Here is a 16564-nt window from a genome sequence, read left to right on the forward strand (position 1 = left end):
CGCAAAAACAAGCCAGCCCGCTCCGCTAACGGGCCTGGCTATATCGGCGGGCCTACCGCGTCTTGGTGTTCAGCTCGCGATTGGCCGTATAGTCGATGGCAAAGGTGTCGGGCGCGAAGCTGACGCCTTCCTTGGTGTTGAAGATCATCACCGTCGTGTCCTTGCCCTGCGCGTCGGTGATCGTCCACTGCCGCAGATCATAGGTTTTCGGGTCGAACATCATGGTGATCCGCGCATTGCCGAAAACCGACTTGTCGGAAAGCTGGATGGTGGTGAGGTCGTCTTCTTCCTTGACGCTCTTGACGCGGTTGCCGGAGAGGTCGATGCGGTCGTCGAGCAGCAGTTTCAGCGGCGTCTTCGACAGCGGATAAAGGTCCGACGTGTTCAGTTTCTTGTTGAGTATGGCGACCGATCTGCCGTCGGAAATCACCCGGAAATTCGAAGACCCGTCATAGTTGAAGCGGATCTTGCCCGGCCGTTCCAGGAAGAATTTTCCGCCGGTCTGCTCGCCCTTGGGGCCGAACTGGACGAATTCGCCGCTCATCGATTTGACCGCCGAGAAATGGTCGGCGATCTTCTGTGCCGCCGCGGGCACGGCCGCCTGCGCCGAGGCCAGCAACTCGAATCCGGGCACCACGTTAAGTGCGGCGGCACCCGCGAATACCAGGCCCAGGCCAAGCAATTGGCGGCGTGTCGGGGCAAAATCGCTGAGCGCTGAAAGATCGTTTTTCATATCGGTCACTCTCGTCCGGTTCCTGATTTGGCCGCTGTCGTGAACCCCCAGTTGGGCTGAAGTTTGGCGAGCCGATCGCTGCTCAGTCGGTGAACGCGCCAGAAGGTTCAAAGTTGCCACGAACTCTGCACTGTCAGAACTTGTCGTCTTCTGTCGGCACCAGGATTTCGCGTTTTCCGGCATGGTTGGCTGGGCCGACAATGCCTTCCTTTTCCATCTTCTCGATAATCGAGGCGGCTCTGTTATAGCCGATGCCCAGACGCCGCTGGATGTAGCTGGTCGAGGCCTTGCCGTCGCGCAGCACCACCGAAACCGCCTGATCGTAAGGATCGTCGGAATCCTCGAAATTGCCACCGCCACCGCCGCCCGAACCGGCCTTGCCGGACGGCTCGTCGTCGTCCTCGCCGTCGTCCTCGGTGATGGCGTCGAGATATTCCGGCACGCCCTGCAGCTTCAGGTGCCCGACGATCTTCTCGACCTCGTCATCGGAGACGAACGGCCCGTGCACGCGCTGGATGCGGCCGCCGCCGGCCATGTAGAGCATGTCGCCCATGCCGAGCAGCTGCTCGGCGCCCTGCTCGCCCAGAATGGTGCGGCTGTCGATCTTGGACGTCACCTGGAAGGAGATGCGGGTCGGGAAGTTGGCCTTGATGGTGCCGGTGATGACGTCGACCGAGGGACGTTGCGTGGCCATGATGACGTGGATGCCGGCCGCGCGCGCCATCTGCGCCAGGCGCTGCACCGCGCCTTCGATGTCCTTGCCGGCGACCATCATCAGGTCGGCCATTTCGTCGATGATGACGACGATATAAGGCATCGGCTCGAGATCGAGATTCTCGGTCTCGTAGATCGCCTCGCCTGTCTGGCGGTCGAAGCCGGTCTGCACAGTGCGCGAGATCTTTTCGCCCTTCTTCTCGGCCTGCTGCACGCGTGCGTTGAAGCCGTCAATGTTGCGCACGCCGACCTTGGACATCTTGCGGTAGCGGTCCTCCATCTCGCGCACGGTCCATTTCAGCGCCACCACCGCCTTCTTCGGGTCGGTGACCACGGGCGTCAGCAGATGCGGAATGCCGTCATAGACGGAGAGTTCGAGCATTTTCGGATCGATCATGATCAGCCGGCACTCCTGCGGGGTGAGGCGGTAGAGCAGCGACAGGATCATGGTGTTGATGGCGACCGACTTGCCCGAACCGGTGGTGCCGGCGACCAGCACGTGCGGCATCTTGGCGATGTCGACGATGACGGCTTCGCCATTGATGGTCTTGCCCAGCGCCAGCGCCAGCTTGGCCTTGGTCGTCTCGAAGTCGCGGCTGGCCATGATCTCGCGGAGGTAAACCGTTTCGCGCTTGGCGTTGGGCAGTTCGATGCCGATGGCGTTGCGGCCCGGCACCACGGCGACGCGGCAGGCGATCGCGCTCATCGAACGGGCGATGTCGTCGGAAAGGCCGATGACGCGCGACGACTTGATGCCCGGTGCGGGTTCGAGTTCGTAAAGGGTGACGACCGGACCCGGGCGAACGGCAATGATCTCGCCCTTGACGCCGAAATCCTCCAGCACGCCTTCGAGCAGGCGCGCGTTCTGTTCCAGCGCGTCCTTGGAAAGACTTGGGTCGCGCGCGACATTCTTCGGTTCGGACAGGAAATGCAGCGACGGCATTTCGAACGTGTCGGAGCCGATCAGCGAGGTTTGCGCCTCGCGCTGGACGCGGGCGCCCGGTACCGGTCGCGCCGCCGGCGCCTCCACCCGGGTGGCGGCATCGGAGCGGAACTGCTGGACCTTGGCCGTGGGAGCACGCCGCTGCGCGACGGGCTCGTCATCGAAATCCATATCCGCGTCGTCGCGGCCGAAGACATCGTCGTCGTCCGGGTCGACGGAGACGCTGCGGTCGTTGACCATGGCGGCGAAGAATTCCGGTTCGACACGGGCGCGGCCGTCATGGCTCATGCGCTGCTCGGCGAACTCGGCCGACTCGACGCGTTCGGCGGCCCGGCGCCAGGCGCTGGCGCGCGGCTCCATCTCCGGTTCGAACTCGTCGCGCTCCTGCCTGCGGCGCACCGCGCGGCGATGCATCCACGCGCGGAAAGAAAGCCACCAATGGGTGATTGCGCCGAGCGCCAGTATGCCCTCGTCGCCCTCGTCCTCGTCATTGTCGAACAGAAGCTCGTCCTCGCGCGGGTCCGCGGCGGCCGGTTCTTCCATCACGGCGAAGCCGTTCTTGCGCCCGAGCAGCGCCGCGCCATGGGCGAACAGCCAGAGCGCGGGCGCAGCCAGCACTATGGCGAGCACGCTGGCCACCAGCCCGGTTGGATAGCCGCCGATGAGGACACCGGGGATCTTTAGCACCATGTCGCCGACGACGCCGCCGAGGCCGGTGGGCAGCGGCCAGGTCTTGGGCGGAACGATGCAGCCGGCGATGGCGGCGGCGAGCAGCGCGAAACCGAACCAGAACAGCCCGCGCCTGGGCAGCCGGTCGACGCCGCGCGCCGAAAACAGGAGGTATCCCCAGATCACTGCCGGAACCAGCGCGGCGACCGCGGCAAGGCCGAAGAACTGCATGGCGAGGTCGGAGAACACCGCGCCGGCATAGCCCATGGCGTTGGTGACGATGTTGGCGGTGGCATGCGAGAAGCTTGGATCGGCGACGTTCCAGGTCGCGAGGCTGGCGACGGCGAAGGCCGTGAACGCGAACAGGCCGGTGCCGATCAGCCGGCCGACCTGGCGCCGCGCGAATGCCTGGATGCCGTGCCCCGTATCGGTCAGCGCGAGCGGTGCTGAAGCCCCTGAACGCATGCTCTTCCCCGTCAGTGATTGCCTGGCCGCAGCGCATGACGCACTCCGGCAGATTCGGATGTCAGACTAGGCGTGGGAAGGTTAAGGGCGCATTAACTATAAGACCGTGGGGGCCGTCCTTTTGGCACCGACATCTACCAGTGACCGCACCATAAGAAAAATGGCGGGCGCCCTGGCCCGCCATCCATTCGTTGGGCTGGGCAGCGTGCTACTTGCTGGCGCCGCCGAGCATCTTCACATTGGCGCAGAACTCGGCGTGCGGCTTGCTCATCGCAGCGTCCTGGCATTCCTTCATCATGGCGTCCTGCTTCTCCTTCGGCATGGCCATGAAAGCTGCCTTGAATTCCTCCATTGGCTTCATGGTCTTCATGCTGGAATCGGTGAAGAACGGCGCCATGTTGTCCGGCTCGTCCAGTGCGCCGGCAAATGCAAAGCCGCTGACCATGGAAAGTGCGAGTGCCCCGAGGCAGATATTCTTGAGGTTCATGAGAAAATTCCTTCCCTGTTTCAAAATCACGAGCGTCAGAACGACGATCGCCTCCTGAGTTCGGCGACAGAGCGGTCGATGTTTCCTCGAAAAGCTTCTTCACGCGAACGTGATTGCGTGGACTCGGACGAAGCGAGAACGAATTTGCAAAAAAAGAGGCCCGGAGCGATCCGGGCCTCAAGGCGTGACCTCCTTGCGGGAGCATCACGACGGGATCCTTTCAAAGCAATTCCAGCAGAAGGGATTCGCGGTTTTCCCTCCGGAATTGCGCGGCAAACATGGGGCCGGCGGGAGGAGGGTTCCGCCGGCCCGTTGGCAAGGATGCCTTACGGCACCACTTCGCCATGCTGGGAGATGTCGAGGCCTTCGACTTCTTCCTGGGTCGTCGGACGCAGGCCGACCAGCGCCTTGACGACGTAAAGGATGACGAAGGTGGCAACCGCCGTCCAGACAATGGTGACGGCGACACCGTAGATCTGCTTGCCGAGAGAAGCGCCCGACGAGAGGCTGTTGATCGCCGGGTCGGCAAGCACGCCGGTCAGCAGGGCGCCGACCACGCCGCCGACGCCATGCACGCCGAAGGCATCGAGCGAGTCGTCATAGCCGAACATGTGCTTCACCTTGACCGCCGAGAGGTAGCAGACGACGCCGGCGACGATCCCGACGATGAAGGCGCCGGTCGGGTTGACGAAACCGGAAGCCGGCGTCACCGCGACGAGGCCCGCGACGGCGCCCGAGATGATGCCGAGCACGGAAGGCTTCTTGGCGATGATCCATTCGGCGAACATCCAGGCCAGTGCCGCGGCGGCGGTGGCAACCTGGGTGTTGAGCATGGCGGCACCGGCAAGGCCGTCGGCCGCCAGTTCCGAACCGGCGTTGAAGCCGAACCAGCCGACCCACAGCAGCGATGCGCCGATGACCGAATAGACGAGGTTGTGCGGCGCCATGTTGGTGGTGCCATAGCCTTCGCGCTTGCCGAGAACCAGTGCACAGACGAGGCCCGCGACACCGGCATTGATGTGAACGACCGTGCCGCCGGCGAAGTCGAGCACGCCAGCCGTACCGAGGAAGCCGCCACCCCAGACCCAATGCGCGATCGGCACATAGACGATCAGCAGCCACAGTGCCATGAAGATCAGCAGTGCCGAGAACTTGAAGCGTTCGGCGAAGGCGCCGGCAATCAGCGCCGGCGTGATGATGGCGAAGGTCATCTGAAACATCGAGAAGACGAATTCAGGGATGTTGGCCACACCCGGCAGCCACAGGCTGGCGGTGGTGATGCCGTGGTGGAAGAATTTCGAGGTGCCGCCGAGATAGGCATTCATGCCGCCGCCGTCGGAGAAGGCCAGCGAATAGCCGAACATGAACCATAGCACCGTTACCAGGCAGGTGATGGCGAAGCTCTGCATGACGGTGGCGAGCACGTTCTTCTTGCGCACCATGCCGCCGTAGAACAGCGCCAGGCCCGGGATGGTCATCATCAGCACCAGCGCCGTGGAGGTCAGCATCCAGGCGGTGTTGCCGGTATCGAGCACCGGGGTGGGCGCGGCGGCAGGTGCCGCGGCAGCGGCAGCGGGTGCGGCTTCCTGCGCGAAGGCGGCGACGCTGCCCAGCGCTGCGAGAGCGAGCGTGCCCAGAAGGGCCGCCCGTCCCGTCGTCTTCAAGGTGGAAGGAATATTCATTGAACTCTCCATTGGAATACGTGTTCGCCGCTCAGAGCGCGTCGCTGTCTGTTTCGCCGGTGCGGATGCGCACCGCCTGGTCGATGCCGAAAACGAAGATCTTGCCGTCGCCGATCTGGCCGGTCTTGGCCGCGGCGGTGATGGCTTCGACGGCCTTGTCGACCATGTCGGCCGCGACCGCGACCTCGATCTTGATCTTCGGCAGGAAAGAGACCGCGTATTCCGCCCCCCGATAGATTTCCGTATGCCCCTTCTGACGCCCGTAGCCTTTGACTTCGGTGACGGTCAGGCCCTGGATGCCGACGGCGGTAAGCGCTTCGCGTACCTCGTCCAGCTTGAACGGCTTGATGATTGCCATCACGATTTTCATAGGTTCACCCTTTGCTGTTGCGGTGCCCCGCGTTTGCACGACTTCACCGATCCCAAAGAGCCGGAGAGTGCCCCCAAGGATTCAAGCTCCGTGCCAAGTGCCGAAGCAGGGCGTTAACCTATTGGAAATAAAGGGAATGGAGCGCCCGCCGCCAATTGCTGTATGCATGTGCGGCACGCCGCATGCTCAAAATTTAAGCAATTTTGTGAAATTGCCTAATTTGCCGGCTTTGAGCATGATCAGGAAAAATGGAATCGGCTTTCGCAAAGAATCTTGCTCAAACAAGACTCGCGAATGCTCAACGCTTGAGCCGGATCAACCCTTCCTGTGCCATCGAGGCGATCAGCGTGCCGTCACGGGCATAGAGCGTGCCGCGGCTGAAACCGCGCGATCCCGAACTCGAGGGGCTGTCCTGCGCATAAAGCAGCCAGCCGTCGAGCGAATGCGGCCGATGGAACCACATCGAATGGTCGAGGCTGGCGGCCTGGATGTCGGGATCGAACAGGCCGCGCCCATGGGCGAAGGTCGAGGTGTCGAGCAGCGTCATATCGGAGAGGTAGGCGAGCAGCACCGACTGCAGCGCGCGGTCGTCGGGAACCGGCCCGGCAAGGCGGATCCAGACATTCTGCCGGGGCGGCAGCTTGTCGCGGCTTTCGTAGTGTTGGAGGTTGACCGGCCGCAACTCCAGTGGCCGCTCGCGCGCCCAGAAACGGCGAACCGCCTCCGGCACCCGGTCGGCCGTTTCGAGCAATTGGCGCTGCGTCTTCAGCCCTTCCGGCGGCGGCACGTCGTCAGGTAGCGCGAACTGGTGCTCGAGCCCCTTCTCGTCGACCTGGAACGACGCTTCCAGCGAAAAGATCGCCTGTCCGTGCTGAATTGCCAGCACCCTCCGCGTGGTGAAGGAACCGCCGTCGCGGATGCGATCGACCTCGTAGATGATCGGCACCTTGATGTCGCCCGGGCGCATGAAATAGCCATGCAGCGAATGCACGAAACGGTCGGGCTCCACCGTTCGCTGCGCCGCCACCAGCGCCTGCGCGATGGTCTGGCCGCCGAACACGCGCTGCCACTCCACCTGGGGGCTGCGACCACGATACAGATTGTGTTCCAGCTTCTCGAGGTCGAGAATGCGCAGAAGCTCGTCGATCGCCGCCGTCATGTTTTGTGACCTCGCCGCAAAATTGCTATGGCGGTTTCCGACAGGAAGAACGAGCCGTCAAGGGCGCAAGCCCCGTAGGCGCGCAAGGAGCCAAGACAATGGAACGCAAGGCGGACGCCAAGGCCAGATCCAGGATCGATGTTCTCGTCGCCGGTGCCGGCTATGTCGGCCTGGCCGCCGCGGTCTCGCTGAAACAGGCTCGCCCGGGCCTCGCCGTGGCGCTGGTCGACGCGGCGCCCGCCGGTTCCTGGCAAAGGGATGGCCGCGCTTCCGCCATCGCCGCGGCGGCCTGCCGCATGCTCGACCAGCTCGGCGTCTGGGCCGAGATCGCGCCGAAGGCGCAGGCGATCACTGAGATGATCATCACCGATTCACGCAGCGCCGATCCGGTGCGCCCGGTCTTCCTGACCTTCGGCGGCGAGGTGGCGCCGGGTGAGCCTTTCGCGCATATGGTCGCCAACAGGGCGTTGAACGGCGCCTTGCGGGCCAAAGCCGAACAGCTCGGCATCGACATCATCGAAGGCGTGGCGGTGCAAGGTTTTGAGACCAATGGAGCCGGCATGTCAGTGCATCTGGCGGACGGCGCCACGTTGGCGGCGCGGTTGCTGGTTGCCGCCGATGGTGTCAATTCGAAACTGCGCGACATGGCCGGCATCAAGACGGTCAAGTGGGAATACGGTCAGTCCGGCATCGTCTGCACCGTGGCCCATGAACGCCCGCACAACGGCCGCGCCGAAGAGCATTTCCTGCCCGCCGGCCCGTTCGCCACGCTGCCGCTGATACCCGACGAGGACGGCACCAACCGCTCTTCGATCGTCTGGGTCGAACGGGCGGAAGATGCGAAAACGCTCGTCGAAGGCGACGATCTCGTCTTCGAACACGAACTTGAACAACGTTTTGGGCTGAAACTTGGAGAAATCCGCGTCGCCGACAAGCCGCGCGCCTGGCCGCTTGGTCTTACCATCGCGCGCGCCTTCGTGGCACCGCGCATCGCGCTTGCCGGCGATGCCGCCCACGGCATCCATCCGATCGCCGGCCAGGGGCTCAATCTCGGCTTCAAGGATGTGGCCGCCCTTGCCGAGGTGATCGTCGAGGCCGACCGGCTCGGCCAGGACATCGGCGCGCTCGACGTGCTGGAACGCTATCAGCAATGGCGCCGTTTCGACACGGTGCAGATGGGCATCACGACCGATGTGCTGAACCGGCTGTTTTCCAACGACATCACCCCGCTGCGCACCGTCCGCGACATCGGCCTCGGTCTCGTCGAGCGTATGCCGCGGCTGAAGGAGTTCTTCATCCGCCAGGCATCGGGACTATCCGCGGGCACGCCGCGCCTGCTGAAGGGCGAGGCGATCTGATCGTCTCGCTGACTTGACGTCGCGGCCTGTGGACTGCGCCGCGTCGCATCGCTCCTTGCTCCGCCATGGGATGAGGATGCAGCGGGAGTTTCGCGCCAATCGCCGAGGCCGGCGATCTCAGTTCACTTCAAAACCAAGCTTCTGGCGCAGCCGCAGCATGCGCTGGTCGGGTATCTTCAGGCTCTGCTCTCCGCCCTGAGCCACCCGGTTCAGCATTTGCAGCAGATCGTCCCGTTCGTTCGGGTCGAGGCGTTCGCGCAGGAAGGGCGCCAGCTTGTCGATGACGATGGTGGTGTCGTCTATCTGGGTCGCGGCCCACTTGGCATAGACAACCGCCTCGTCGGTCTTCTTCGGCCCGGCTGCGATCTGCGAAATCACCTCGCGAATGATGGCCTCGCGCCGCGGCAGAACAGGGCCATCTTCCGAAACGATCGCGGTGATCAGCGTCGCTGCCGCCACCACCGGATCATCGATCGCCGTCAGCGGCGAAAGTGCGGCCTGCTTGCGCAGCTTCTTGCGCCGGATGTTGCCTTGAACGCGCCCGACGACTTCGGCGACCTCGCGCGCGGCGTCGTTCATCGCCTTCATCCGGTACCACCACAATGCCGCCGCTCCGAGCACGCCAAGGACAGCAATCAGGAAAGGCATGTCCAAATCCCCCAAAGTCTTGGGCGACGATAGGAGAACTCGTGGCTTGCTTCAACACGCAAGAATTGAGCCCCGGCAAGACGGGACCTTCGCTCAACCGAACGCCCAGGTTTCCAAGGGAGCGCAACGCATGACAGGGAATTAAGACCCCGGCACGTTGTAGATCGCGCGCACTTCGATCGTACCGATTTCAGCCAGCGGAATCTCGCTGGCGATATCCAGCGCCTCGTCGAGATCCTGCGCTTCGATCATGACGAAACCGAGCAACTGCTCCTTCGTTTCCGCGAACGGGCCGTCGGTGATCAGCTGCTTGCCCTTGCGCCGCCGTACGGTCTTCGACGTCTTCACCGATTGCAGTGCCTGCGCGATGATCAGCTTGCCTTGTTGATCCAATGACCTGTCATAGGCCAGCGAGTCGGCATCGAGCTTGGCGGCACCCTCGGCGGTCAGCGCATGGAGGTCTTTTTCCTCACCATAGACCAGGCAGACATATTTCATCTCGAGCTCCCTTCTTGTGACAAATCATAGGCTGCGGCGACAGCCATGTCAGTCTTGCCCGAGATCGGTCCCGCATGGTCGAGAAGGCATGCCGCGACCGTTATGATGGCAAGCGCCGCCAGCAGCCTGTCGAGGCCGGACGCCGGCGGGTCCAGCCAGAAGTCCTCCTGTCGCCCAGGCCCGCGACCTGGCCTCTTCCACAGCGCGAAAAACAGATTGTCCATGTCAACCTCCATCCGGCCACAAATCCCGTGGCCGCCCGCAGGACGGCCGGCCCGGATGGAAGCCGACATTTTTGCGTGGGTATTTTTTCGGCGGAAAAGGCCGTCATCGTGCCGTGGTCCAAACAGCGCAGTGGTCTTCGGCGACGTCCGCGCTATAGTTGGCCGGACGCTGGCTCACCCAGGACAAGTTCACGACAACCCAGGAGGACTTCATGGACCGCACCGCAAACGCCGTCTGGAAAGGCAATTTGAAAGACGGCAAGGGCACGCTCGACACGCAGAGCGGGACCCTGAAGGGTACGCCCTATTCGTTCAAGGCGCGCTTCGAGGACGAAAGCGGCAAATCCGGCACCAATCCGGAAGAACTGATCGCGGCCGCCCATGCCGGCTGCTACGCCATGCAGCTGTCGCATTTCCTCGCCGAAAACGGCACGCCGGCGCAAGAACTTGACGCCAAGGCCGTGGTGACGCTGGTTCCCGGCACCGGCATCACCGGCAGCGCCATCACCCTGGTCGGCAAGGTGCCCGGCATCGATGCGGCGAAGTTCAAGGAATTGGCCGAGAAGGCCAAGGCCGAATGCCCGGTCTCTCAGGCGCTCGGCGCGATCAAGGTTTCGCTCGACGCCAGGCTTGGCTGAAGGGCTTGGCCTGAAGTGACAAACGCCGGCTCCAGGGCCGGCGTTTCTGCATCGGAGATTGGCGAAAGCGGTCGCAGCATCCAATGTTCCCCTCGTGGGGAGATGCCCGGCAGAACAGAGGGGGGCGCCGTCCCGCCGACGTCTCGGATTGGAGGCCTCAACCCCCCAGCGCATCAAGCCGGGCGCGAAGGGCCGCGACTTCCTGCTCCAGCGCCTCCAACCTCGCTTCCAGATGGGAGGCAGGCGCGGCCGGCGCACTGCGCTGAGCCGAGAGAGCGGCAACATCCACTGGACCGGCGAGCAGATGCACGTAGCGGTCCTCGCGCTGGCCCGGCCCGCGTGGGATTTCCTGGACCAATGGCGGCCGGCGGCCGATCAGCATGTCGAGTTCGCCGCGCAGGTCTTCGATCGATGAAAACCGCGCCATGCGCTCAGATCGCGCCAGGAGTTCATGTGCCGTCTGCGGTCCGCGCAGCAAGAGCAGACCGAGCAACGCGGTCTGCGGCGTGGTCAGTGAGAAACGCTGCGCCATCTGATGCTCGTAGCGCTCGACGCGCGAACCGAACATCTGCCGGACCAGTCCTTTCTGCTCCAGCAGCTTCAACGCCCTGTGCACCTCCGTCTGTTCCAGCGTCATGACAGGCTCGCGCGCCGTCTTCTGGTTGGCCGCGGCAAGTGCCGCGTTGAGCGTCAGCGGATAGACGTCCGGCGTCAGCTCCTTCTTCTCGATCAAGCAGCCAAGCACGCGGGCTTCGGCGGGAGAGAGGATGGGAAGGTCTTCGCTCATTGGATTGGTTATTTTCTACCGATTCTTGGACAGCATGATTTTGACAGACATCCGAGAAGCGCGACAGAGCAGAACTCTTGATCTCGGCGATCGCCTTGATCGGGTTGAGGCCTCGGCCAGGTAGGCGCTATCTAGCAGCGAACAAACGCAGGCGCGCATTAACGCGACTCAGCCTCGGACGCCACGGCGGTCCGTGTCGGTTTCAACTGCCAGAATGACCTGACGAGCACATCCTCGGCATAGATAGCGTCATCGAACTGGTCCTGTCCAAGTGCCCGGCTCAGCGTCGGTCGATCCCCAAGCAGCGAAACGCCAAGGGCAGCCTGGTCATTCGAGAGCGGCACCCCCAGCGCGTCAAGAATGGTGGGAAATATGTCAATCGTGCCCGCAAGCCCGGTATAGGTTTTGGAAGGAATGCCATCGCCCGACAGCGAGAAGAAGTTGCGGCGTTCATAATTGTTCAAGCGATCCGTCACCGTGCTCGGCGCGCTGAGGTGGTCGCTTTGCAAGGCCAGAACAGTGTTCCTCATCAGACCCGCGGCTTCGGCTTTGTGAACGAAGTCCGCGATGAGCATGTTCGTGCATTTCACGGCATGGAGAATGTTGGGGGTCTGCGGAGGAAGTCCCGTCTTGCCGATGCATTTGTCGGTCAGGTAGCCGTCCATCGCATGCCCGCCGCTGACGGCGATCGTGAGCGAGAACGGTTTGCCGTCCCGCTGCGCGCGCCGCAAGACGCCGAAGCTCATATCCAGAACTTCGGCGTCGTCGGCGCCAAAAGCGTTGCCGCGCCCCGCGATGGCGGCCACCACTTCGGATCCCCCAAAAAGCGATGAGTAGCCATGGGTGGAATAGAACGTGCCCTGACCGGTGAAGTTGAGCGGCCAACCGGTAATAAAGTTCTGCTGATAGCCCCGCGCCTTCAGAACGTCGCCCAGGCAGGTCAGTCCTGGCAGGAATTGCGAATTCTCCTCCAGATACTGGCGCGTCGTGAAGAACGATATCAGCAGCGGCGTTCCACAGTTCGCAGCGACCATCCCTGAGATGGAGTTGTTGGTATAGGCAAGTTGCACCATGTTGGTCGCCGAAACGCCACGCCTGTCGAATTCGAGCAGCGGACCCATGACGTCGCCGAACTCCGCCTCGTTCATGTAGGTGCGCTCGGCGCTCTCAATGAAAATATGAATGAGGTTCTTCGGCGCGGCGGTCGCCGACGCTGTTTCAGCCGGCTTTGTCAAAGAGGTGACATCGACGAACTGCTTGGACAGGAAATCATGCAGCGGGTTGGGATGGATCGCTGCCGCGATCGGACGTGTCAGCATCGGGTTTGCCGCCAGGAAGAATGCCATCAAGGCAACGTCCAATCCTCTTGTCAGCGTGCCGCGCGCCTTCAGTGCGCCAAGACCGAAAAGACCGGCGGCAATGATCAGGATCGTGCTTCCAGTATTCATCAAATACTCAAGAACGACACTGGGGGTGAGAACTCCGGCGTCGACATGCATGAACATCGCGGCCCAATCGAAATAACCGAAAACATTTTCGAGGTAGACATAGACAAGGAAGAAAAAGCAGGGAACGAGCGATAAATAGGCTCTGAACCACCCGCTTCCTGGCTGATCCGTCCTTGCCCCCTGGAGGCGATCCAGCAAGACAAGCGCGATCAAAGCCACTAGGCCGACGACCAGGATCAGCCTCTTCTCCTGAAAATAGACCAGCGAGGTGAGCCAGGTGAGCGATCCCACCGTCGCGGCGCTAACCAACGGTCCTATTGGCCAGTAACGAACCGCAGGAAATCTACTCATACTCTGTACTCGAGCGACGACTTCCGAAGTATCTATCGAGAATATCTTAACACTATACTAAGGTAACGTCACGTCATAGTGTATAGATGACAGCTGATTAATGAGGTTCCTCTAATGTAAGTCGTCCCGAAAATCACCTCGGCTTTGGGCAAGCAACGTGTATGAAAACAATGATGGGCGCGCCACATATCCAGGCCGTGCCGTGGCGCCTGGTAGCCGCTTCGACGGCGCTGAGGGATCCTTGATCTCAGCGCATTGTTGGTGAGGATGGCCGCCGTGTATTTCAGGCGAGTACCGATTCTCGATCAGCCGGCCGGCTTGTCCTCCGCCGAACCTAAACCCTTCTCTCCACCATCATCTTCTTGATCTCGGCGATCGCCTTCGCGGGATTGAGCCCCTTCGGGCAGGTCTGCGCGCAGTTCATGATGGTGTGGCAGCGATAGAGCCGGAACGGGTCTTCGAGATTGTCGAGCCGTTCCCCCTTGGCCTCGTCGCGGCTGTCGATCAGCCAGCGATAGGCCTGCAGCAGCGTCGCCGGGCCGAGATAGCGGTCGCCGTTCCACCAATAGCTCGGGCACGAGGTAGAGCAGCAGGCGCACAATATGCACTCGTAGAGCCCGTCGAGCTTTTCGCGGTCTTCGTGGCTCTGCAGCCATTCCTTGGCCGGCGTTGGCGACACCGTCTTCAGCCATGGCTCGATCGAGGCGTGCTGGGCGTAGAAATTGGTAAGATCGGGCACTAGGTCCTTGATCACGGGCATATGCGGCAGCGGATAGATCTTGATCGCGCCCGATATGTCGTCGCAGCCCTTGGTGCAGGCGAGCGTGTTCGAGCCGTCGATGTTCATGGCGCAGGAACCGCAAATGCCTTCGCGGCAGGAACGGCGCAAGGTCAGCGTCGGGTCGATCTTGTTCTTGATCCACAACAGCGCGTCGAGCACCATCGGCCCGCAATCGTCCATATCGACGAAGTAGGTGTCCATGCGCGGGTTCTCGTCGTCGTCCGGCGACCAGCGATAGATGCGGTATTCCCTGAGATTGGTGGCACCCTCCGGCTTCGGCCAGGTCTTGCCCTGCTGGACCTTCGAGTTCTTTGGAAGCGTGAGTTCGACCATTACCTCAGGTCCTTTCGGATGACGAGCTTCAGCCCGGACCAGATTTCGTTCACGGCGGCGACCTTGACGTCGACAAGGTCGAGCTTGAGCGCTTCAGCACGGACAACGCCCTCGGTGACGTCGGTGGCCACTTTCGAGGCCTTCTTTGGCCAGGAGACCCAGATCATGCCGTCGCGCTTGATCGCCGCCTCGAGTGCGCCGAGGCGATCCTCGATCTCGGCGCGCTGTTTGGTGAAGGCGTGGACGGCGTCGTATTTCAACACCACGCCCGAAATGTCGGACCATTCGGCCAGTCGGTCGGCCTCGGCGAAATCGACGGCCTCGGCGAGGTCCGTGAGTTCCGGCGGCAGGGCGATGAAGGCGGCAATCATCCCATCCTTCAGGCCGAGCTTGGCTGGAAGGTACGTACCGGAATATCCCGCCGCCGTCGCCATCCTCAGTACACCCTGGCCTTCGGCGCTATCTTGGCCAGACTGATGCCGCCGTCCTTTTCGGCCAAAAGCGGCTCGGTGTGCACCGGCCGATAGGTCAGCGTCACCGCGCCGTCCTCGCTGAGATGGGCGAGCGTATGCTTGCGCCAGTTGACGTCGTCGCGGGCGGAAAAATCTTCCCGGGCATGCGCGCCACGGCTCTCCTTGCGCGCCTCGGCGCCGTAGACGGTGGTGATGGCATTGGCCATCAGGTTTTCCAGTTCCAGCGTCTCGACCAGGTCCGAGTTCCAGATCATCGAGCGGTCGAAGACTTTGACATCCTTGAGCTCGGTCCAGATTTCCGAAATGCGCTTGCAGCCATTTTCGAGCGATTCCTGCGTGCGGAACACCGCAGCGTCTTCCTGCATCGCCTTTTGCATCTTTTCACGAAGGACAGCCGTCGGCGTCGAGCCGTTGGCGTGGCGCAACCGGTCGAAGCGGTCCATGATCTTGTCGACCGAAGCCTGGTTGGGCGACGGGATCGCCGCCTTGCGGTCGATGACCTGGCCGGCGCGGATCGCCGCGGCGCGGCCGAACACCACCAGGTCGATCAGCGAGTTCGAGCCCAGCCGGTTGGCGCCGTGCACGGAAGCGCAACCGGCCTCGCCGACCGCCATCAGGCCGGGCGAGACCCGGTCGGGGTTGTCCGCGGTTGGATTGAGCACCTCGCCCCAATAATTGGTCGGCACGCCGCCCATATTGTAGTGCACCGTCGGCAGCACCGGGATCGGCTCCTTGGTCAGGTCGACGCCGGCGAAGATTTTCGCCGACTCCGAAATGCCTGGAAGCCTTTCGTGCAAGACCGCCGGATCGAGATGATCGAGGTGCAGGAAGATGTGGTCCTTGGCCTTGCCGACGCCGCGGCCCTCGCGAATTTCCAGCGTCATGCAGCGCGAGACGACATCGCGCGAGGCGAGGTCCTTGGCCGACGGTGCGTAGCGCTCCATGAAGCGTTCGCCCTCGGAGTTGACGAGATAGCCGCCCTCGCCGCGCGCGCCCTCGGTAATCAGGCAGCCGGCGCCATAGATTCCGGTCGGGTGAAACTGCACGAACTCCATGTCCTGCAAGGGGAACCCCGCCCGCGCCGCCATGCCGCCACCGTCGCCGGTGCAGGTGTGCGCCGAGGTCGCCGAAAAATAGGCGCGCCCATAGCCGCCGGTCGCCAGCACCACCATCTTGGCCGAGAAGCGGTGGATGGTGCCGTCGTCCAGATTCCACGCCACGACGCCGGTGCAGGTGCCGTCCGGTTCCATGATCAGATCGAGCGCGAAATACTCGATGAAGAACTGCGCGTTGTTCTTCAGCGACTGGCCGTAGAGCGTGTGCAGGATGGCATGGCCGGTGCGGTCGGCGGCCGCACAGGTGCGCTGCACCGGCGGCCCGTCGCCATAGTTCATCATGTGGCCGCCGAACGGCCGCTGGTAGATCTTGCCCTCTTCGGTGCGCGAGAACGGCACGCCGTAATGTTCGAGTTCGTAAACGGCGGCCGGGGCTTCGCGCACCAGATATTCCATGGCGTCGACATCGCCCAGCCAGTCCGACCCCTTGACGGTGTCGTACATGTGCCACTGCCAGGAATCCGGGCCCATGTTGGACAGCGACGCGGCGATGCCGCCTTGCGCGGCAACCGTGTGCGAGCGGGTCGGGAACACCTTGGTGATGCAGGCGGTGCGCAGGCCCTGTTCGGCCATGCCAAGCGTGGCGCGCAGCCCGGCGCCGCCGGCGCCGACGACGACCACGTCGAACTTATGATCGACAAAGGTGTAGCCTGCCGCGTTGGCTGATTTCGTGTCCTGGACCAAGACT

At 62.8% G+C, this 16564-nt stretch carries 16 protein-coding genes; 2 read left to right on the forward strand and 14 right to left on the reverse strand.

Annotation, left to right across the window (positions count from 1 at the left end):
- Positions 1 to 52: 52 nt before the first annotated feature.
- The 6 genes from LB557_RS23050 to tesB form a co-directional block, all read right to left on the reverse strand.
- Positions 53 to 733, reverse strand: a complete 681-nt coding sequence (locus LB557_RS23050) for an outer-membrane lipoprotein carrier protein LolA (protein WP_224642655.1) — start codon at positions 731 to 733, stop codon at positions 53 to 55.
- A 133-nt stretch (positions 734 to 866) separates the two neighbouring features.
- Positions 867 to 3524: a DNA translocase FtsK gene (locus LB557_RS23055; protein ID WP_224642617.1), complete on the reverse strand. Its 2658-nt coding sequence runs from the start codon at positions 3522 to 3524 to the stop codon at positions 867 to 869.
- Between the two features lie 208 nt (positions 3525 to 3732).
- On the reverse strand, positions 3733 to 4011 hold the full coding sequence (locus LB557_RS23060) for a hypothetical protein (RefSeq protein ID WP_015315051.1): 279 nt from the start codon (positions 4009 to 4011) through the stop codon (positions 3733 to 3735).
- A 326-nt stretch (positions 4012 to 4337) separates the two neighbouring features.
- Positions 4338 to 5693 carry an ammonium transporter gene (locus tag LB557_RS23065; protein WP_015315050.1) on the reverse strand — a complete coding sequence of 452 codons (1356 nt, stop codon included), beginning with the start codon at positions 5691 to 5693 and terminating at the stop codon, positions 4338 to 4340.
- A 31-nt stretch (positions 5694 to 5724) separates the two neighbouring features.
- Positions 5725 to 6063 (reverse strand): P-II family nitrogen regulator, encoded by a 339-nt coding sequence (locus tag LB557_RS23070; RefSeq protein ID WP_015315049.1) that lies wholly within the window; start codon positions 6061 to 6063, stop codon positions 5725 to 5727.
- A 298-nt stretch (positions 6064 to 6361) separates the two neighbouring features.
- The gene (gene tesB / locus LB557_RS23075; RefSeq protein ID WP_015315048.1) at positions 6362 to 7222 is read right to left on the reverse strand and encodes an acyl-CoA thioesterase II; all 861 of its coding nucleotides are present in this window, start codon (positions 7220 to 7222) and stop codon (positions 6362 to 6364) included.
- 98 nt (positions 7223 to 7320) lie between these two features.
- Here tesB and LB557_RS23080 point away from each other — a divergent pair, with 98 nt between their 5' ends.
- The gene (locus tag LB557_RS23080; RefSeq protein ID WP_224586447.1) at positions 7321 to 8580 is read left to right on the forward strand and encodes a ubiquinone biosynthesis hydroxylase; all 1260 of its coding nucleotides are present in this window, start codon (positions 7321 to 7323) and stop codon (positions 8578 to 8580) included.
- A 117-nt stretch (positions 8581 to 8697) separates the two neighbouring features.
- Here the strand turns inward: LB557_RS23080 and LB557_RS23085 are convergent, their stop codons facing one another.
- From LB557_RS23085 to LB557_RS23095, 3 genes are all read right to left on the reverse strand, one after another.
- Positions 8698 to 9228: a hypothetical protein gene (locus tag LB557_RS23085; protein ID WP_140791390.1), complete on the reverse strand. Its 531-nt coding sequence runs from the start codon at positions 9226 to 9228 to the stop codon at positions 8698 to 8700.
- A gap of 141 nt (positions 9229 to 9369) precedes the next feature.
- Positions 9370 to 9726, reverse strand: coding sequence for a YciI family protein (locus LB557_RS23090; RefSeq protein ID WP_023794798.1), 357 nt, complete (start codon positions 9724 to 9726; stop codon positions 9370 to 9372).
- Complete coding sequence (locus LB557_RS23095) at positions 9723 to 9950, reverse strand: hypothetical protein (RefSeq protein WP_224642616.1); 228 nt, start codon at positions 9948 to 9950, stop codon at positions 9723 to 9725. Before LB557_RS23095 ends, LB557_RS23090 begins: the two co-directional genes overlap by 4 nt.
- Before the next feature lie 212 nt (positions 9951 to 10162).
- Between LB557_RS23095 and LB557_RS23100 the strand changes: the two genes are divergently transcribed.
- Positions 10163 to 10588 (forward strand): OsmC family protein, encoded by a 426-nt coding sequence (locus LB557_RS23100; RefSeq protein ID WP_015315043.1) that lies wholly within the window; start codon positions 10163 to 10165, stop codon positions 10586 to 10588.
- Positions 10589 to 10745: 157 nt separating this feature from the next.
- Here LB557_RS23100 and LB557_RS23105 read toward each other — a convergent pair whose 3' ends face one another.
- The 5 genes from LB557_RS23105 to sdhA all read right to left on the reverse strand — a co-directional run bounded on the left by LB557_RS23105 (position 10746) and on the right by sdhA (position 16560).
- Positions 10746 to 11375 (reverse strand): YceH family protein, encoded by a 630-nt coding sequence (locus tag LB557_RS23105; RefSeq protein WP_224642614.1) that lies wholly within the window; start codon positions 11373 to 11375, stop codon positions 10746 to 10748.
- Between the two features lie 158 nt (positions 11376 to 11533).
- Positions 11534 to 13042 (reverse strand): sulfatase-like hydrolase/transferase, encoded by a 1509-nt coding sequence (locus LB557_RS23110; protein WP_224713097.1) that lies wholly within the window; start codon positions 13040 to 13042, stop codon positions 11534 to 11536.
- Positions 13043 to 13508: 466 nt separating this feature from the next.
- Positions 13509 to 14288 carry a succinate dehydrogenase iron-sulfur subunit gene (locus LB557_RS23115; RefSeq protein ID WP_140618356.1) on the reverse strand — a complete coding sequence of 260 codons (780 nt, stop codon included), beginning with the start codon at positions 14286 to 14288 and terminating at the stop codon, positions 13509 to 13511.
- Entirely contained in the window at positions 14288 to 14722 is a 435-nt protein-coding gene (locus LB557_RS23120) for a DUF3052 domain-containing protein (RefSeq protein WP_224642610.1), read from the reverse strand. Before LB557_RS23120 ends, LB557_RS23115 begins: the two co-directional genes overlap by 1 nt.
- Before the next feature lie 2 nt (positions 14723 to 14724).
- Entirely contained in the window at positions 14725 to 16560 is a 1836-nt protein-coding gene (sdhA, locus tag LB557_RS23125; protein ID WP_224642608.1) for a succinate dehydrogenase flavoprotein subunit, read from the reverse strand.
- Positions 16561 to 16564: the final 4 nt, after the last annotated feature.

It is taken from the genome of Mesorhizobium sp. BR115XR7A, assembly GCF_020165315.1.
Classification (GTDB): domain Bacteria; phylum Pseudomonadota; class Alphaproteobacteria; order Rhizobiales; family Rhizobiaceae; genus Mesorhizobium; species Mesorhizobium australicum.